The sequence below is a fragment of the Novosphingobium sp. HR1a genome (assembly GCF_015594425.1).
Taxonomy (GTDB): domain Bacteria; phylum Pseudomonadota; class Alphaproteobacteria; order Sphingomonadales; family Sphingomonadaceae; genus Novosphingobium; species Novosphingobium resinovorum_A.
Window position 1 is genome coordinate 84,396 of record NZ_JABXWS010000087.1, and the last position, 17,251, is coordinate 101,646.

The window sequence follows — 17,251 nt, forward strand, 5'->3', positions numbered from 1 at the left end:
CTTCGGCTTCGAGGCGTCTGGCGCATGTTTCTCAATATTCAGGCTTTGCGGGCGATAGCGGCGCTGCTCGTCGTTCTCGTGCATCTGGAGGTGCTGGGGGCAGCGCTTGGCCTGCAGCGCAGTCTGTTCGATCTCTTCGCTGTGGGCGTGGACCTGTTCTTCGTCATCAGCGGCTTCATCATGGTCCATACGACTTCGCGCAGGCGCGTATCTCCGGCCGCGTTCATGCTTGGTCGGCTGGCGCGCATTGCGCCGCTCTACTGGACGCTTACCATTGCGGTCTTCGTCGTGGCGCTGGCTTCGCCGTCGCTGCTGGGGGCGACGCAGGGAAATTGGACGGCGCTGCTGCGATCTCTCGCCTTTCTGCCGGGCGAGCGTGCCGACGGGACGGTGCGGCCGATCCTCTTCGTGGGCTGGTCGCTCAATCTGGAGATGGCTTTCTATCTCGTCTTCGCCGGAACCCTGACAGTGAAGGATGTGACCCGGCGAGTCTTTATGGGCGCCGGGTTGCTCGTGCTCGCCGTGGTGCTTGGCATGCTTATGCGCCCCCAACTTGGCCCTGAACTGCGGTTCCTGACGCAGCCGATGCTGGTCGAATTCGCGGCGGGAATGATCCTCGGCTGGCTCCACCCTCATCTTCCGGCATCACGGGCGGCGGCGCGGCTGGCGGCTGCGGCGAGCTTGCCTGCGTTGGCGGCGCTGCTGCTTGCGGCGCGATGGCCGCTGCCGGGCGGCTGGCCGATGTCGCTGCTGCCGGCTTGCGCGGTCGTGCTGGCCGCGCTGATTGCCGAGAAAGGGGGTATCGTCCTGACATGGCAGCCGCTTCAGGTGACGGGTGATGCCAGCTATGCCCTGTACCTGACTCATCCTTTCGTGACGCAGGGGTGGACGATCGCTGCGGAAAGGGCCGGCATCCTGCAGCCGGGCACCGCGCCGCTGCTGATGGCCGCGGCTCTGGGGAGCGCCGTCGCGGCAGGAATCTTCATTCACAGGCATCTGGAGCGTCCGCTTGATCGCCTGCTGCAACCCATGCTCACCGGCACGCTGAAAACGCCGCTCCTGAAGTCCGGAGTCTGGCGATGAGCGCCACCATGGCCGTGATGCTCCCGCCGAGCCGTATATCGCAGTTTCTTTCCGACAGGGCGGTGCAGGACGGCGCCTTCGCGGCGCTCATCGTGCTGGCGCGTATACCCGCCAATCTGGGCACGGCGGGCGCGGCGGCGGGGTTGGCGCTGATGTGCCTGTATGCCGCGCTGAGGATCGATCAATGCCGCGAAGCCCTGCTGCGATGCCGGTGGCAACTGGCCTATCCCATCGTCGCGCTGGTCTCGATCGCATGGGCGGTTCAGCCTCTGGTGACGGGCAGAGCGGCGGTGCAGATGGCGGTGACCGCGTTTGCGGGCCTGCTGCTGTCGCAGGCTGTTCGCCCGAGGGCGGTGCTGGCAGGGCTTTTCTGTGCCTTTGCGGGCTATACCGTGATTTCGTTCCTTGTCGGACATACGCGGCCGGACGGCGTGACCGAGGCTCCGGCACTGTTCGGCCTTGGCGGAGAAGCGAAGAACTACTTTGCCGACAGCGCCGCCACGGGGGCACTTCTGGCGGTGGCCATGCTCGCGGCAAGCCTGGAGAGGCGGGCATTCGGATGGGCGGCCGGTCTTGCAGGCATAGCCGTGGTTTGCATCCTCGCGACCGAGCAGGCGCGGTCTGCCGGTGCCGTGGCCTCGCTGGCATTGGGCGGCGCACTACTGGTGCTGCTTCTGGCATTGCGCATGCGATCGTTGGCTCTCAAGGCGGGTGCCGCCGCCGTGCTGGTTGCAGGCTTGTGCCTGGGCGCCGTCTTCTTCGAGCAGTTGTTGGAAATAGTGCAGCAGTTGTCGTCGAAGGATGCCGGGCTTACCGGGCGGGGTTACCTGTGGTATCGTGCCCAGTTCATCATAGCCGAACGTCCCTGGCTCGGGACCGGCTACTTCGGTTTCTGGACCCCGACGAACCCGGATGCGGTCGGGCTCTGGCGACATTTCGACATTCGCCAGGAAGGAACCGCCTTTTCCTTCCATAACAGTTATATCCAGACCATCGTGGAGACAGGATATCTGGGGCTGGCGGTGCTTGTCGGGACGTGGCTCGCCGGGACGCTTGCGCTGTTGCGGCGGTTCGTGCTGACACGTTCACTGCCGACGTGCTTCTGGCTCGCCTATCTGACGATGGAACTGAGCAAATCTCCCGTCGAGCCCATTCGTCCGGCCGCTCTGGTCGCGCCTACGGTGATGCTCTTTGCGGCGCTGGGCTTCGGCTGGTTTCCCGTCGCCCCGGGGGCCGAAATCAGCCTGAAGTCCCCAGACGGCGCTCGTCCTCGCGGTCGATGGCCAGCAGCGACACGCCCTTGCTTTCGGTCATGACGAGCGCGGAGATCAGGCTGATCGCTCCGGCTCCCGCGACATAGAACGCGATGGGAAGCCAGTCGTCATATTCACGCAGCAGGCTGGTGCCGATCAAGGGAGCCCAGGACCCGGCGAAGATCGCGGTTACCTGATATCCAAGGGAGACGCCGGAATACCGCATCCGGGTCGGGAACATCTCGGCCATGATCGCGGGCTGCGGTGCGTACATCAGCGCATGGATAAACATGCCCAGGAAAATCCCTCCCAGCACGATGGCCGTACTGGCATTGCCGAACATCGGAAATGCGATGAAGGGCCATACCATCGTGAGCGTTGCGCCCAGCAGGTACACCGGCTTGCGCCCGATCCGGTCGGCCATCGCGCCGAACAGCGGGATCAGAACGACATGGAGGATATGGGCGCAGAACAGCAGTGTCAGGATCTTGGTCGTATCGACGCCGATATGCGCCAGATACGTGATCGAGAACGTGACGACCATGTAGTACAGGATGTTCTCGCCTACCCGCAGGCCCATCGCGGTAAAGACGCCGCGCGGGTAGCGCCGGAACACTTCGACCAGCCCGTAACCCTGGTGCGCCCGATCTTCGGCTTCGGCCTTGGCGGCTTCGAAGATCGGGGAATCGGAGACCTGGGTTCGAATGTAATACCCGATCCCGACAATCACGGCCGAGAGCCAGAAGCCGAAGCGCCAGCCCCAAGACAGGAACTGTGCGTCGGACAATGACGCCGACAGCACCAGCAGAACGATCGTTGCCAGCAGGTTGCCCAAGGGCACGCCAGCCTGGGGGAAACTGCCCCAGAAGGCGCGGCTATGATTGGGGCTGTGCTCTGCCACCAGCAGGACCGCGCCGCCCCACTCCCCGCCAAGTGCAAAGCCTTGGACGAAGCGCAGCACGACTAGCAGCACGGGCGCCCAATAACCGATCGCGCCGAACGTGGGGAGGCAACCCATCAGGAATGTTGAGCAGCCGATCAGCATCAGGCTGAACTGAAGCAGCGATTTGCGCCCGATCCTGTCGCCGATGTGACCGAACACGATGCCGCCGAGGGGGCGTGCGATGAAGCCGACCGCATAAGTGGCGAAGGCCGCGATTACGCCGTCCAGATCATTGCCGGTGGCCGGGAAAAACAGCTTGCCGAAAATGAGCGTGGCTGCGGTTCCGTACAGGAAGAATTCGTACCATTCGACCACGGTTCCCGCCATCGAGGCGCCCACGACCTTGCGCAGGTAAGGCAGATCGGCTGTCTCTTCGTGCTGCATCGCTTCCACATCCCATTTCCCGTTACGCGGCCGTGCGTGGGTCAAGCCCGATCGTCACGTCGCGCGGGGATATGTTGCAGCGCATTCAAATTAACTCAAGTCGTTAGAATGGCTAGGGCGAGCCGAAGAGGTGCGTATCGGGAGAGAGCCGGACGCCTCGAAAAACCGCTGGCGCCTAGCGGCTTGAGGTGATTCACTGCCTTTGCACGAGGGTGGAGGCGATGATGGCGGACAGGCGAGTTTCTTCGATCTTTCGGACCGATACGAGGCGTTGAGCGCGGCAGGTGATCGGTTTGAACGGCTTGCGGCTGTCGTCGACTTCGAGGCTTTCCGCGGCCCGTTGGTAGCAGCGCTGCGGCGAAGTGTCCGCGGCAAGGGTGGCAGGCCGCCGTTTGATCCGGTCCTCATGTTCAAGATCCTCGCTGCAGGCGCTCTACTCGCTGTCTGACGAGGCCACCGAGTTCCAGATTAAGGATCGCTTGTCGTTCGAGCGCAACCTAGGGCTCGGGATCGACGGCACGGTGCCGGACGCAACGACGGTGTGGTTGTTCCGCGAGAGGCTGGTCAAGGCCAAGGCGATCGACAGGCTGTTCGCTCGCTTCGATGCCGCGCTCACCGAGCGGGGCTATCTCGCCATGGGTGGGCAGATCATCGACGCCACGGTCGTGCCGGCACCCAAGCAGAGGAACACCGAGGCCGAGAAGATGGCGATAAAGGAGGGCCGAGTGCCCGAGGGCTGGAAACCGGCCAAGATCAGGCAGAAGGATCGCGATGCACGCTGGAGCGTCAAGTACACCAAGGCAAAGGTGACGGAGGGCGCCGATCCCAAGGCGGCGAAGCCAGTCGACCTCGCTATCCCGATGTTCGGTTACAAGAATTATATCGGCATCGACCGAGCTCATGGCCTCATCCGCACCTGGGACGCGAGCGCCGCCAAGGCCCACGACGGCGCGCGGCTGCCCGAGGTGGTCAGCAAGGACAACACCGGCTCGGGCGTGTGGGCCGACACCGCCTACCGGTCCAAGAAGAACGAGGCCTTCCTCGCCAAGGGCATGTTCACCAGCCACATCCATCAGAAGAAGCCGCCACGCCGACCGATGCCCGAGCGCATCGCCAGGGCCAATGCGAAGCGCTCCGCCGTGCGCTCAGCAGTCGAGCACGTGTTCGCCGGCCAGAAACACCGCATGGGGCTTGTCGTGCGCACCATCGGCATCGCCCGAGCCCGCATCAAAATCGGAATGGCGAACCTCGTCTATAATTTCCAACGCCTCGCCTGGCTTGAGGGGCGAACTGCGCCCGCGTGACGCCGAAAACCCGCCTTCAGGCCGTCCAACCCCCGAAAATCAGAAGATCAGGAGGATAAAACAGAGGCCCACCGGACCCTCCCGCGCCGTCACGTCAAAATCATGCCAAATTCAGCCGGTTCTTCGAGGCGTCCAGTTTACATCGCAGGCCTTTACCAGCGTACTGCGCGAGGCCGAGGTTCGCATCAGCATGGATGGTCGGGGGCGTTGGATGGACAACGTCTTCATCGAGCGCCTCTGGCGATCCCTGAAGTACGAGTGTGCCTATCTCCATGCCTTCGAAACCGGATCTGGTCTTACCCGGTGGATTACCTTTTACAACACCTTGAGGCCGCACTCGGGTCTGGCCGGACAAACCCCGGCAGAGGCCTATGGGCGGATCGCGCAATCAGGTGATGGGGGGCATGCCCCCATCATCTCATAACCAAAATGGCGGCATGAACGGCAAATGGGATTAGCTTAACTCAGCCGCCAAACTGTCCAAGAAGGCGGGACCACGTCAGACTTTGAGCGGCAAGGACGGGTCGATGGCAGGATGGCAGCAACGCGCCCCACATGCCGTCGGTCGGGCTTGGCGCCAATTTCGTATGGATCGCTATGAAAGAATCTTCGTACTCATGAACGTTTTTGCGATTGGTTCGCAAATTCCTAAGTGCTACTGAGCATCTCATCATTAGAGTTGGCGGGGGCGCGACATCGGGTGTCTAAAGTGGATACCCTTCAGGTATTTCTCGCGGCAAAGGCGGAGCTTCTTCGTTACGCCACGAGGATAACCGGGGATTCTAGCGAAGCAGAGGATGTGATGCAGGAGGCCTGGTTGCGCTTCCGCGCAGTTGCAGGCGCGCGCCAGCTTGAGGAACCTCATGGTTATCTCGTTCGGATCGTGGGGAACCTCGCTCTCGACAGGCAGCGCCAACAGGGACGGGCGAACCGGCTCTTCATACCCGATGGGGGAGGGCTGGCAGGCTTTGTACCGAGCGATGAGCCATCGCAGCAGGCTGTCTTGGAGGCCAAGGACGAACTGGAACGGCTTCGCTTAGCCATGGAGAGATTGCCGGCACGGACGCGCCGGGCTTTCGAGATGCACCGCTTCGACGGTATGAAGTTGATCGAAATCGCCGTCGAACTAGGCATCTCCAAAAGTGTCGCATCCGAACTGGTGATCGATGCCGTCGAGTTCTGCAAAAAGGCGTTGAAGCGCAGGCACTGACCTCGTTTGCAGAAAGTTCCGGAATTTCAGGAGTGCCGTTCGTTTAATGCGTAAAGCAACGACAAGCATGTGCCGCTCGGCGGCGCACCACAGGACAAGGCGATGAGCGGGAACGAGGAGGTGGAGCCAGAGCGGGGCGATCTCAGCCGCCAGGCCACCGCGTGGCTGGTGAAACTTGAGGACCATCCCGAAGATGATGCGCTGCGCCTGTCTTTCGTAGACTGGCTGTGCTCGAGTCCGGACCATCTCGCTGCGTGGGAAGAGACGACACGGGTTTCCCTCCTGATTACCGCTGCCGGACCATCGCGAAAAAAGCGGGCCTGGATACAGCCATCCTTGGCGCGCGCGACGTTGCGGAGCAGGAAAGCGCTGGCATCCACCGCGATCGCCCTCGCTTTAGGCTGGGCGATCGCGCCTGGTCTCTGGCTTCAGCTTCGCGCGGACGAGACGACCGGGACTGGTCAGGTCCGTCTGGTGACGCTGGAGGATGGAAGCAAAGTCCATCTGGCGCCAGATTCGGCCATTGCCTTCGTCAATGGCGCAAAAGGCCGCAACTTAAGCCTGCTGCGCGGAGAGGCCTGGTTCGAGGTCGCGCGCGACACGGCGCGTCCGTTCAGGATCGAGGCCGGTGCCAGCTCTGTCACCGTTCTGGGCACTGCCTTTTCCGTTCGAAAGACCCAGCGTGGCGCAGATGTGGATGTCGCGCGCGGCAAGGTCGCGGTGACCCTACCAGAAGGCCTAACTCCCGATAGGGTGTTTTTAACAGCGGGACAGTCGCTAACGACTGACGCGGCGGGCAGGGCCGTGCGCGGTGCGATCCGTCCTGACCGAGTGGCCGTCTGGCGCGAGGGCATTGCGATCGTCGACGACCAGTCGATCGCAGACGTGATCGACCGCATCCGTCCTTGGTACAAGGGCTATATCGTCGTTCGGGGAGCGGCGCTCGCCGAGCGCCGCGTAAGCGGCATTTACGATCTAAGTCATCCCGACCAGGCGCTTGAAGCCCTGACACGGGCGCATGACGTGCGAGTCATCAATGCTTCTCCCTGGGTGCGCATTGTCACGACCGACTAAGTTTTTTGCGCGCCCTCCATTTTTTTCCGGAATCCATTTCAGCTGGTACGTTTAAGTAGTGCAATTGCGTCGCAATAGCGATTCAGGTTGAGCGCACGATTTAGACGGAAGGAATGCAAGAGGTGGGTTCGGGGGGTATTTTCCAAGGTTTTGCAAAGCGGCGGCTCTGGATGAGCGCGCTATTGGCTTCAGTGGCTGCCGCAGGGCTGAATACACCGACGCATGCGCAAGTGCAGGAAGCAAATGTGCAGGCGCCTCGCAAGTTCGACATAGCAGCACAATCGCTGGTCGATGCCCTGGCGGACTTTGGGCGCCAGTCCGGGCTTCAGGTCAGTATGGACGCGGATCAGGTGCGCGGGATCTCGGCACCTGCGGTGCGCGGCACGATGAGTGCCTCGCAGGCGCTGAACAGGCTCCTGGCTTCGACGGGCTTTGCAGCGCGCATCGACGGCAGGATCGTGTCCTTGCGCCGCATTGCGGTGTCGGTGGCCGACCAAGGGCAGGGCGAGACGGTTGTCCTGGGTCCCCTACGGGTCGAAGGCACGGGCGATGTTGCCGTCGCCGCACAGGAAACCGGCGCCCAGCGCGACGAGCGACGCAAGGACGAGATTTACGACCGCGATGTTTCCTCCACTTTCGCAAGCCGCGAAGAGGTGGAGCGTTCGGCACCAACACGGCGGACGTGCTCAAGGGCATGGTTAACGTGTTCAGCGGCGACGCGCGCAATGGCGGCGCGCTCGATCCCAGCATTCGCGGGATTCAGGGGCCAGGACGGGTCCCGGTCATCATCGATGGCACCGAGCAGGCGCTGACGGTCTGGAAGGGCTATAACGGCGCGGGGAACCGCAGCTACATCGATCCCAGCCTGATCTCCGGCATCCAGGTTCTCAAGGGGCCGGTGTCCACGCGCGGGGTCAACGGATCAACTGGCGGCGCGGTGGTCGTCAACACGCTCGACGCAGCCGATATCCTGAAGCCCGGCGAAACCTTCGGTATCGAACTGAAGCTGGAAGGCGGCAACAACTCGACCAACCCGCGTTGGCCAACACTGCTGACCGGGCAAAATCATCTCGACGTTCCGGGGTTTCCGACAGGTTTCTCGGCCAGTTTCCCCTACGGCGATCCTTCGCTGCGCGTGAACCTGCGGACCAAAGACGATAACGAAGCGTTCTCGGCCGGCGACCGGGCGATCCGGATCGCGGCGGCGGGGCGCATTGGCGACCTTGAGCTGTTCGGTGCTTATGCGTTCCGAGAGCGCGGCAACTACTTCTCGGGCACGAACAAGGCCGACTATTACCAGCAGGAAGGCCTTGCTCTGGGCGCGACTACCTATGTTCGCGTGCTGGGTCTCCATTACGAGCCCGGCAACGAAGTGCCGAACACATCGAGCGAACTGGAATCGGTGATGCTCAAGGCGAAATGGAACATCGCCGACCACCAGGCGCTGCAAATCGGCTTTCGCGATACTGGGTCGCGGTTCGGGGAGATCATGCCTTCACGGATCATGACGACGGGCGATGGCTATACCTTCGGCAATATCCAGTGGCCCGAAAGCAAGGTGCATGCCCAGGCCTGGAACGCCGAGTATAAATGGCAGCCCGACAGCCGTTTCATCGATTTCAAGGCAACGGCTTGGCTGACGGATACCGTCAGCGATACTTATAGCGCGGGCGGCTTTCCCAATGCGGCCTCGACGGCCAATCCCATCATCGTCAACACGGCGCTAGCCAATTCGCGTAACGATCGCTTCGGCTTCAGTGCGAGCAACCAGTTCAACCTCTCATCGAAACTGAGTTTTGTACTGGATGCCAACTGGCAGCACGAGAAACTGCGATCGAACGACGATTACCTGCTCTACACGGATTTTGGCTCGCGCGCCTATCCGCGCGAAGGGCGCCGCGAGGAGTATCGCATTAATCTGAGCGGCGAATGGAAGCCTGTCAGCTTCCTGAAGCTCAATGCGGGCCTCGCCTATACCGGCTATTGGGCGAAGGACGATTTCCTGCCCAAACTGATCGAAGCCAGTGGCGGCTCGATCCTTCAGTCCTATGCTTTCAAGAGCACGACGAGTTACCAGACGTCGGAATTCGGGGTCGAGGCCTTCGAAGCCTGGCGCAGGGCCGAACTGGCCAGCACCGGTGCCTCGCAGGCGGCAATCGACAGGGCCGTCGCGAGGCAGGTGGCAGCTTATGCGGCCAATCCGTACGCATTCGAGGTAACTCATGCCGGATCGGACTGGCTGCCGGATGCGGAGGGTAAGTATAGCCGCTCCGGCAACATCTGCATCAACGGCTATCTGGACTCGATTACCAATTATGCTGCCGGGACATGTGTGGTCAGCCCGGTAAACGAGTTGATTTCCATCACTGAAACCAAGCGCAAGTCCGGGCATGGCTGGGTGCCAAGCGTATCGGCGACGGTTTACATCAGCGACAGCAGCCGCGGCTATGTCCGCTATGCCGAGGCGCTGCGCTGGCCCAGCATGTTCGAGAGCACGATCGGCTTTTCCGCGTCGATCGATCCCTTCCAGAATTTGAAGCCTGAACGCATGAAATCCTGGGAAGCCGCTTTCATACAGGACCTGCGGCCGCTTTTCGGGCTGCGCGGCGAGGGCCAGCGCGCCGACGTCAAGCTCACTTGGTATCACAACACCACACATGACGTTATCGAACGTACCAGCAACCTGCTGTTCAGCAATCTCGACAGGCAGACCATCGCCGGCTTGGAGTTGCAGGCGCGCTTCGATAATGGGCGCTTCTTCACCGATATCAGTGCCGGTCATATGACCAAGAACCAAGTCTGCGATGAAGACGTGGCAGTGCGAATTGACACTGCTCGCGGCTATCGTGTGCCGAACTGCGTCAAATATGGTTTCGTCAGCAGCTTCCTGCTGACCCAGGCCACGCCGGAGGCCAGCGTGAACTGGAACGTCGGTGGACGCTTCTTCGAGGGACGTCTTGAGGTTGGCGGGCGCCTGACCTGGTATAGCGCCTACAAAAATTCCGACCCGCTGGAGGAATGGACCACTGGCGAGACGTGCGTCAGCGGGTGCGCGCTCAACATCCCCTACACATGGGGCGAGATCATCACGTTCGACGCTTATGCGCGCTTTCGCCTCAACGATCGGTTCAGCGCCGAACTGGCCGGCACGAACCTCAACGACCGCTATTACATGGACCCGCTTTCGCGCTCGATGCTGCCCGCTCCGGGACGGACGGTACGACTGAGCCTGACAGGACGGTTCTGACACGGGATTCAGGGCCGCCACCGCATCTGCCATCTGCAAACGGGATGACGGCGGCGACCCTGGACAAGAGCACCTGATGGTCAGGTGCTTTGATCGCAGGAGAACTAGAATGAAATTCGTTCATCTCAAAGCCGTTGTTGGCGCCATGGCCGTTTCCTTCGCTCTCGCGGGGACCGCACAGGCGCAGATCGTTTCCGATACGAGCGACTCGGCAAAGGTCCAGATCGGCGTCAGCAACGTCCCGTTTGGGCCTCATACGATCGGGAAGGTCGGAATCTCCGTTCCGGCTATCGGGCCCGGCACTTTTTTCGTCGATTTCGAAGGTCTGCAGGGGACGGCTACGCCGACAGCCAACATCGTGACCACGGTAGACAACCCGACCGGCACCACCACCGATCATTCGAAATATGGTCGTTTCGATTTCTCGAAGGTCGATGGTTATGACGTTTACTACGGCGAATGGAGCCAGACCGGCAGCGCATCGGCCGGCGACCACACCGTCTATTTCGGCGGCACCGGCGCCTCGACGAACGCAGCCGTGAATGCGCTCACCGGGACGGCGGTCAACTATAACGTCTACGGTGTGAGCAACTATGCCGGGAATGGTCAGCTGAGCGGGACTTTCACCGCAAACTTTGTCGACGACACGCTGACCGGCTCGATTCAGTCGGCCAACTACAAGGTCGATATCGGCACGGCCGACATCCTGGGCTCGACGATCACCGGCGTTGACGCGCAAGCGTCCAACCTTTCCACCAGTGCCACGGTGCCGGTCGCCAGCAGCGGTATCGTGAGCGGCCAGTTCTTCGGGTCTACGGCCCAGGCGCTGGCTGGCATCGTGGAGTTCAGCAGCAGCCAGTACGATACCGCCTTTGGCGGCAAGCAGTGATCGCGCATCTGTGAACACCGAGGTCAGGGCCGGGCTTTCCCGGCTCTGGCCTCTCTTGCGCGAAATCGCCGCAGAGATCGAAGCCTAACATGCCGATTTTGAATTTTGCCATTGCATCGCGTTGTCGAACGGGTCTGACAACGCTTCTGTGTGCCGCCGCTCCATGCGTTTCGGTCCCTGTTCTGGCACAGAGCACAGCGGAACAGGATACCAGGCTGCGCCTTGATCAGGAGTTGCAGGGGCAGGAGCGCAAGACAGAGTCCCGGCTTCTCGAAGATGCCGACGCGCTGGACGGGCCCCCGACGTCGCTGGAAATCGACGGCAAGACTTACGCGGTCGGCGATAATGTCGATGAGATGGGACAGGCCCTCTATATTGCGATCCGGCGCCGCATATGGAGCGAGGCTCGCCGTTTTCTGACGGCCTATGAGGGATACACAGATCGTGATCCCAAACTCGTGCTTTTCGCCAAGGGCGCGCTTGCGCGCCAGGATCGCAAGCTGGGTGAAGCCGAACGGCATTATCGTGCACTGGTGGAGCTCGACCCCGATCTCATGTCGGGCCAACTAGAACTGGCGCGGGTCTTGTTCGAAAACCGCAAGGACCGTGAAGCGCAGGACGCCTTCCGGCAGGTGCGCGAACGCCTGGTTGTAGATGGCGACAGATCGACGGGGGTGGTCCGTACCGTAGACGCCTTTCTCCTGGCGTTGAGACAGCGGCGGGGCTGGCAAGGCAATATCGCCATAGGCCCCAGCTACAGCACCAATCTCAATCAATCGTCCGAAAGCTACACCTGCCTGCTGGCGACCAGCGACGGCACTTGCCTGTTCGACCGGCAGTTGCCCGATGCGGTAAAGGCCATGGGGATCAGTTTTGAAGGCTCGCTCAACCGCAGCATTCCGATATCGGGCCATCACGGTTTGCGCGCCCGCGCGCTCCTTTTCGGCGATGTGTACCCAAGTGAACATGAGTACTCGCAAGCCAGCCTCATCATGCGGCTTGGCTACCAATATCAGTCTGCGCGTGACACGTTCTCGCTGTCGCCATCCTTTGACATTGGGACGTTAGGTTCATCCGTCCTCTACGATGCCTGGGGCGCAAATGCCGAGTGGCAGCATACCCTGTCCCGTAAAGTACTGCTCCGGCTTGAGGGCAATTATCGCGACTATCGCTACCGGCAGCGCGGTTTCAGTTCCCAGGATGGCCCGCTCATCGATACCAGCCTGACCGCGTGGTATACGCCGGCGCCGGGATGGACGGTGTTTGGCGGCCCGGATCTTGCCGTGAAGGACACTCCGGCGGCCACCAACGCCTACCGGCAATGGGGCGGGCGCTTGGGGATCGGCAGGACGCTAGGCAAAAGCGCCAGCCTTCTTCTTCTCGGTTCCTACCGGCATCGCGATAACCGCGCCTATAGCGCCGTCTTCGCCGCCAAGCGGAGCGATGACCAGTTCAATGCCACGGCGATCGCGCGCTTCCCCGGTTTCGCTTTCGCCGGGCTGACGCCTGAGGTTGTGTTCCAGCACAATCGCGTCGAAAGCAACATCGACTGGCTCTATTCCTACAAGCGCACCACCGCCAGCGTGAGGCTGAGCCGTGCGTTCTAGCTCTCCCGATGCGCCATTCCGAAATCGGGCAGAAGGCCGATGTTCGGGCCCTTCCCGCGCGGAACCATCTTCCCCCCGATCCGAGCTTCACACCCTCATCGGAGACGATCGGAAAGGGGGGCGAAAAGCAGGGCCGCCCCGGTATCCTGCTCATCAGACAATCAACCAGGCAGGGAATTGCCCATGACCGTAGCGACGACCGAACATCCCATTGATGAGCAGAGCCGCGCCAAGCGGCTCAAGGCCTTTACCCGCGGTGTCCATGAGGGTGTGGACCACTCGATCATGTCCGGGTTCTCCTTCGCCACCCTTGAACGTTACAAGCGCTTTCTGGGCATCCAGTACCTGTTCCACCGGGACGTGGCGGCTCTCTACGCGCAACCGCACCTTCAGGTGGCCTTTCCGGACCTCATGAAGCGTTGCCGTCTCCCGCTTGTCGTGGCGGACATGGAGGATCTTGATGTTGCAGCGCCCATATCAGGGGCGCCCAGTTTTGCTGTCGACACGCTGCTTGACCTGGGAACCGCGCTGGGCTGGCTTTACGTCGCCGAAGGTTCGAACATGGGGGCAGCGCTGCTCCGCAAGGAAGCGCAGAAGCTGGGGCTGTCCGACGATCACGGTGCGCGGCATCTCGCGCCCGCAACGGAGGGCCCGGCCGCGCATTGGCGCGCGTTCACCTCCGCCCTTGATGCCGTGATCCTGACCGATGCGCAGGAAGGGGATGTCAATGAAGGCGCGCTGGCGGCTTTCGCGCGGGTACAGGCGCATGTCGATGCCCGTCTTGGCTGAGGCAACGCACCACGAACTCCTCCGGCGCGGACGGGCAGCCCGCGCCGGATGGCTCGTCCTGGCTTTGATGCTCGTTGCCCTTGGCTTCATCGGCATCTTCGTGCCGCTGCTTCCCACGACTGATTTTCTTTTGTTGGCGCTGCCCTGTTTTGCACGCTCGTCCCCTCAGCTGGAAGCCTGGTTGCTCAATCATCCTCGTTTCGGGCCGGGGCTACGCGCATGGCGCAAGGAGCGCGCGGTACCACGCCGCGCCAAGATCGCGGCATGCGCGGGCATGGCGGCAGGGTTCGGATTGTTCTGGTTCCACGTCCGGCCGGGTCCGCCTTTGTCTGGAGCAATCCTGGCATTCCTGTTGTTCTGGGCATCATGGATCGTTCGGCGACCGGAGCTAGGAGAGCGACCATGAGGCCGGGACGCTATCGCAGAGCCCAGCGTGAAACAAACAATGGCGAAACGCCTGTCTCTGAAGGCCATATTGCCTTCCGGCCCTATTATCCCGATCGACCCAGGCAAAGGAGCGACGCGATCGGATCGGCAGCGTCAGGCGTTCGGTTCGAAGAGGTGCCGTGCACTTACGCGCGCTATTGTGAGCAACCGATGGACTGGCGCACGCGTCTCGCCGGTTTCGGGAGCACGGCATCTCTGTTCGCGCTCATGCTAGCCGCAGCCTTGTTCACATGGAAGGCGGTTCGCTCGCCGGTTGTCTCGACGACACGACCGCTCACGGTCATGGAACTGGCTCCGCTGGCCGCGCCGGCAGAGCCTGTCCGGGAAGTCGCCCCTGGTCCGCAGCAGGTCGAGAGCCAAGAGGCGCGACCCGTTGTAAAGCCCGACATCGTGATTCCGACGCCCCTGATCCGGCTCGTCCCGCCACCCCTGTCGGCTACAGAAACGCACGAGCCGCTTGTCGAGGTGATTGATCCTGGTCCACCGGTTCCCGAAACCACCGCTCCCAAGAATATCGTCGCGCCCACACCCGCAAGCCGGGTTTCCAACAACGCGCAGCCCAACTGGGAGGGGCAGATACTGGCGCACCTGGAGCGGTTCCGCCGTTATCCAGCGCGCGCGCGCGCGGCTCGCCACCAAGGGACCGTTCTTGTTCGCTTCGTCATGAACCGGGCCGGCATGGTGCTATCATCCCAGATCGTCCAGAAGTCGGGCTCGCGCGACCTCGATCAAGCCGCGCTGGATACTCTACAGCGGGCACAGCCGCTGCCTGCGATACCCAAGGAAAAACCCGATAGTGTCGAACTGACCGTTCCGGTCGATTTTCAAATAAAGCGATAAGCGAGTCTGGATTGTTGCTCCTGGCTGTCAATCCGCACGCAAACGGTGGGCCAACTCACATTCGGTGCAATTCGGAGCATGCGGGTGCCATAAGCCTGGCCTTGAGCAGGTTGATTTTGGCGCGCCCGTACATTTGCCGCTTGATGGCCTTCAAGCGGTTGATCTCGCCCTCGACCTGACCGTTGGAGCACGGCGTTGAGATCGCCGCGGCAACGGCATCCTTGTCGGCCTCGACGCCGGCGGCGAATGCCGCAAGTTTGGTCTCAACTACCATGGCGATCCACGGATCGAGCCGTGCCTTGTCTTTCGATCGCAGCTTCCCGTTCTCGTCTTCGAGCTGCTTCAATCGGCGCATGTCCGGCGGCAACATGCCGTCGTCCTTCTTCTTCCAGTTGAAGTAGGTCGCCTGGCTGATCCCGGCTCTGCGGCAGATGTCTGCCACGGGAACGCCGTCCATGCCCTGCTTCAGAATGAACGCCTACTGTGCGTCTGAGAATCTGGATGCCTTCATCGTCCTTCGCTCCTCCCAGCCAGGCGAGATTACGGCGAAAAACTCTAACTCCAAGCGATCCAGTTTTCCGGGATCAGATCATTAACCGTGGTCACCTCGCCGCCATCCAACGCCTCTATGACAATACCCAGACCGCACAGGCGGTCACCGAATTCGTGATCCAGTTCCCTTGCAAAGAGAAGGTCGGGTACGACTAGGTCCTGAGAATGCGATCGGCCGTCCTCGGGCGTCAGCGAGACAGTGACTGGTAAACCCGACCCGCGATCGGCCAAGAGCTCGTTGATGAGACCCCGTTGCCGACCGCTGCCGAAACATGGGCGCGAACGGTGGTGCTATCGATGCTGTAGTGACGGCTGTCATGACCTCGGCCAACGTGACCGACACCCCCTCCCAGCCCCCGGCTTCGGCAGCGCCGAAACGGAAGGTAGATCGTATTCCGATTCCCGTATTTGGGCGGAACATCGCGCCACGGCGTTCCGCGGCGGAGCCGCCAAAGTATCCCGTTGATGATCGACCGGTTATCCTCGGGCGACGGCCGCGCCCACGGTTCGCCGCTTCTATCGGCAGTAAGTCTTTAAAAACACGCTATTCCGCATCGCTCAGATCACTCCGGCTCAACCCTGCTTTCAAACGGGGGCCTTGAACCAACCCGCTCCCGGTGGCGAAGGTTCTGTGCCAGTGCGTTGGCGGCTTCGCTTGCAATGGTGACGGCGCGTGCTGCTTCGAGGAAGGTCCGCCCTCGTTGCGTCAGAGCGACATGGCGAGTGGTCCGATCTATGAGCCCAAAGCCAAGCATGGTTTCGAGCTTCTTTATGCGTGCCGAAAGCCAGGGCTGCGCAATGCGAAGGCGTTCGGCCGCTTTTGTGAACGACGCCTCTTCCGCGACAGCGGCGAATTCGATGAGAAGTCGAGGATCAATGCGCATGATGAAGCAACCACATTCCAAAGTGTTTCATTATGTCGATAATCATCTAAATAGTCATCGGATCCGGATTGGCGCAAGGTCGCCGCGGGCACTATTTCCTCGTCACCATCGTCGCTAAAAATCCTCCGGGCATTTGCCAGTCGGGGCGGGCAGCCATTTTCAGGAAACTGCTCTTGCCGTCAGAACCACCCGTCCTCGTCGAACAAAATGGCCGTGTTACCCTCATCCGATCACCCGGGGATCACCTGTTCTTGGGTGGCTCGATGTCGAGAGACACAATACCTACTTCAGATTGGAGCCCTTATGTCTTCGTGCGCCACGCACCGCGAAAATCATAATATGGACCATCGGCAAATCGCAGTGGAGACCGTTGTCGCCAGTCGTCGATCGATCCGCCGGTTCCTGGATACGCCGGTATCGATGGCAGAAGTACGTGATCTGATCATCAAAGCCTCTCGGGCGCCATCAGGCACCAACTTTCAACCTTGGAAGGTTGTCGTTGTCGCTGGAGAGACGAAGAGAAGACTGAGCGCGGCAGTAATCCAGGATGCCGAACGAGGCGAGAAGTCGGAAGAATATGCTTACGCGCCATCGCCTGTTCCAGAACCCTATTTGTCGCGGCGTCGGGCTGTTGGCTACGGTCTATATAATCTTTACGGTATCGCCCGCGATGACTACGTCGCTCGCAAAGCCGCCATGTTGCGGAATTTCGAGTTCTTCGGTGCCCCGGTTGGTCTCTTTTTCG

At 61.4% G+C, this 17,251-nt stretch carries 15 protein-coding genes and 4 pseudogenes; 14 read left to right on the plus strand and 5 right to left on the minus strand.

What is annotated here, in order from left to right; translation table 11 throughout:
• Positions 1–24: 24 nt before the first annotated feature.
• Entirely contained in the window at positions 25–1,083 is a 1,059-nt protein-coding gene (locus HWN72_RS22745) for an acyltransferase (protein ID WP_211151500.1), read from the plus strand.
• Complete coding sequence (locus HWN72_RS22750) at positions 1,080–2,399, plus strand: O-antigen ligase (RefSeq protein WP_211151501.1); 1,320 nt, start codon at positions 1,080–1,082, stop codon at positions 2,397–2,399. Before HWN72_RS22745 ends, HWN72_RS22750 begins: the two co-directional genes overlap by 4 nt.
• On the opposite strand, the gene HWN72_RS22755 is transcribed toward HWN72_RS22750, so the two are convergent.
• The gene (locus HWN72_RS22755) at positions 2,323–3,663 is read right to left on the minus strand and encodes an MFS transporter (RefSeq protein ID WP_211151509.1); all 1,341 of its coding nucleotides are present in this window, start codon (positions 3,661–3,663) and stop codon (positions 2,323–2,325) included. The genes HWN72_RS22750 and HWN72_RS22755 overlap by 77 nt on opposite strands.
• 202 nt (positions 3,664–3,865) lie before the next feature.
• Between HWN72_RS22755 and HWN72_RS22760 the strand changes: the two are divergent.
• The 11 genes and pseudogenes from HWN72_RS22760 to HWN72_RS22805 all read left to right on the plus strand — a co-directional run bounded on the left by HWN72_RS22760 (position 3,866) and on the right by HWN72_RS22805 (position 15,070).
• A pseudogene (locus HWN72_RS22760) lies at positions 3,866–4,967 on the plus strand (IS5 family transposase).
• A gap of 124 nt (positions 4,968–5,091) precedes the next feature.
• Positions 5,092–5,408, plus strand: a pseudogene (locus HWN72_RS22765) (transposase); the annotation flags it as partial.
• A gap of 268 nt (positions 5,409–5,676) precedes the next feature.
• Positions 5,677–6,177: a sigma-70 family RNA polymerase sigma factor gene (locus HWN72_RS22770; RefSeq protein WP_236727521.1), complete on the plus strand. Its 501-nt coding sequence runs from the start codon at positions 5,677–5,679 to the stop codon at positions 6,175–6,177.
• A 102-nt stretch (positions 6,178–6,279) separates the two neighbouring features.
• Positions 6,280–7,251 (plus strand): FecR domain-containing protein, encoded by a 972-nt coding sequence (locus HWN72_RS22775; RefSeq protein ID WP_248006258.1) that lies wholly within the window; start codon positions 6,280–6,282, stop codon positions 7,249–7,251.
• 113 nt (positions 7,252–7,364) lie between these two features.
• The gene (locus HWN72_RS31290) at positions 7,365–8,063 is read left to right on the plus strand and encodes an STN domain-containing protein (RefSeq protein ID WP_248006259.1); all 699 of its coding nucleotides are present in this window, start codon (positions 7,365–7,367) and stop codon (positions 8,061–8,063) included.
• Complete coding sequence (locus HWN72_RS22780; protein WP_248006260.1) at positions 7,946–10,498, plus strand: TonB-dependent receptor domain-containing protein; 2,553 nt, start codon at positions 7,946–7,948, stop codon at positions 10,496–10,498. The genes HWN72_RS31290 and HWN72_RS22780 overlap by 118 nt, the downstream gene beginning before the upstream one ends.
• Positions 10,499–10,607: 109 nt before the next feature.
• Positions 10,608–11,387, plus strand: a complete 780-nt coding sequence (locus tag HWN72_RS22785; RefSeq protein ID WP_248006261.1) for a Slam-dependent surface lipoprotein — start codon at positions 10,608–10,610, stop codon at positions 11,385–11,387.
• 89 nt (positions 11,388–11,476) lie between these two features.
• On the plus strand, positions 11,477–12,994 hold the full coding sequence (locus tag HWN72_RS22790) for a surface lipoprotein assembly modifier (RefSeq protein ID WP_069709340.1): 1,518 nt from the start codon (positions 11,477–11,479) through the stop codon (positions 12,992–12,994).
• 183 nt (positions 12,995–13,177) lie between these two features.
• Positions 13,178–13,783: a biliverdin-producing heme oxygenase gene (locus HWN72_RS22795; protein ID WP_211151503.1), complete on the plus strand. Its 606-nt coding sequence runs from the start codon at positions 13,178–13,180 to the stop codon at positions 13,781–13,783.
• Entirely contained in the window at positions 13,761–14,189 is a 429-nt protein-coding gene (locus tag HWN72_RS22800) for a YbaN family protein (RefSeq protein WP_375154539.1), read from the plus strand. The genes HWN72_RS22795 and HWN72_RS22800 overlap by 23 nt, the downstream gene beginning before the upstream one ends.
• A 191-nt stretch (positions 14,190–14,380) precedes the next feature.
• Positions 14,381–15,070 (plus strand): energy transducer TonB, encoded by a 690-nt coding sequence (locus HWN72_RS22805; RefSeq protein WP_036531032.1) that lies wholly within the window; start codon positions 14,381–14,383, stop codon positions 15,068–15,070.
• Positions 15,071–15,125: 55 nt separating this feature from the next.
• On the opposite strand, the gene HWN72_RS31295 is transcribed toward HWN72_RS22805, so the two are convergent.
• From HWN72_RS31295 to HWN72_RS22820, 4 genes and pseudogenes are all read right to left on the minus strand, one after another.
• Positions 15,126–15,344 carry a hypothetical protein gene (locus tag HWN72_RS31295; protein WP_375154540.1) on the minus strand — a complete coding sequence of 73 codons (219 nt, stop codon included), beginning with the start codon at positions 15,342–15,344 and terminating at the stop codon, positions 15,126–15,128.
• Between the two features lie 36 nt (positions 15,345–15,380).
• Positions 15,381–15,527: pseudogene (locus tag HWN72_RS22810) on the minus strand (transposase); the annotation flags it as partial.
• A 283-nt stretch (positions 15,528–15,810) separates the two neighbouring features.
• Positions 15,811–16,116: pseudogene (locus tag HWN72_RS32055) on the minus strand (transposase); the annotation flags it as partial.
• 69 nt (positions 16,117–16,185) lie between these two features.
• The gene (locus tag HWN72_RS22820; RefSeq protein ID WP_036531034.1) at positions 16,186–16,506 is read right to left on the minus strand and encodes a LysR family transcriptional regulator; all 321 of its coding nucleotides are present in this window, start codon (positions 16,504–16,506) and stop codon (positions 16,186–16,188) included.
• A 420-nt stretch (positions 16,507–16,926) separates the two neighbouring features.
• Between HWN72_RS22820 and HWN72_RS22825 the strand changes: the two genes are divergently transcribed.
• A partial coding sequence (locus HWN72_RS22825; RefSeq protein WP_248006262.1) for a nitroreductase family protein occupies positions 16,927–17,251 on the plus strand: 325 nt, incomplete at its 3' end.

Excerpts from the sequence above, each read along its gene's own strand:
- HWN72_RS22785 (WP_248006261.1), top strand. The coding sequence starts at position 10,608 with ATGAAATTCGTTCATCTCAAAGCCGTTGTTGGCGCCATGGCCGTTTCC.
- HWN72_RS22745 (WP_211151500.1), top strand. The coding sequence starts at position 25 with ATGTTTCTCAATATTCAGGCTTTGCGGGCGATAGCGGCGCTGCTCGTC.
- HWN72_RS22755 (WP_211151509.1), bottom strand. The coding sequence starts at position 3,663 with ATGCAGCACGAAGAGACAGCCGATCTGCCTTACCTGCGCAAGGTCGTG.
- HWN72_RS31295 (WP_375154540.1), bottom strand. The coding sequence starts at position 15,344 with ATGGTAGTTGAGACCAAACTTGCGGCATTCGCCGCCGGCGTCGAGGCC.
- HWN72_RS22795 (WP_211151503.1), top strand. The coding sequence starts at position 13,178 with ATGACCGTAGCGACGACCGAACATCCCATTGATGAGCAGAGCCGCGCC.
- HWN72_RS22780 (WP_248006260.1), top strand. The coding sequence starts at position 7,946 with ATGGTTAACGTGTTCAGCGGCGACGCGCGCAATGGCGGCGCGCTCGAT.
- HWN72_RS22820 (WP_036531034.1), bottom strand. The coding sequence starts at position 16,506 with ATGCGCATTGATCCTCGACTTCTCATCGAATTCGCCGCTGTCGCGGAA.
- HWN72_RS22750 (WP_211151501.1), top strand. The coding sequence starts at position 1,080 with ATGAGCGCCACCATGGCCGTGATGCTCCCGCCGAGCCGTATATCGCAG.
- HWN72_RS22790 (WP_069709340.1), top strand. The coding sequence starts at position 11,477 with ATGCCGATTTTGAATTTTGCCATTGCATCGCGTTGTCGAACGGGTCTG.
- HWN72_RS31290 (WP_248006259.1), top strand. The coding sequence starts at position 7,365 with ATGCAAGAGGTGGGTTCGGGGGGTATTTTCCAAGGTTTTGCAAAGCGG.
- HWN72_RS22805 (WP_036531032.1), top strand. The coding sequence starts at position 14,381 with ATGGACTGGCGCACGCGTCTCGCCGGTTTCGGGAGCACGGCATCTCTG.
- HWN72_RS22800 (WP_375154539.1), top strand. The coding sequence starts at position 13,761 with ATGTCGATGCCCGTCTTGGCTGAGGCAACGCACCACGAACTCCTCCGG.
- HWN72_RS22775 (WP_248006258.1), top strand. The coding sequence starts at position 6,280 with ATGAGCGGGAACGAGGAGGTGGAGCCAGAGCGGGGCGATCTCAGCCGC.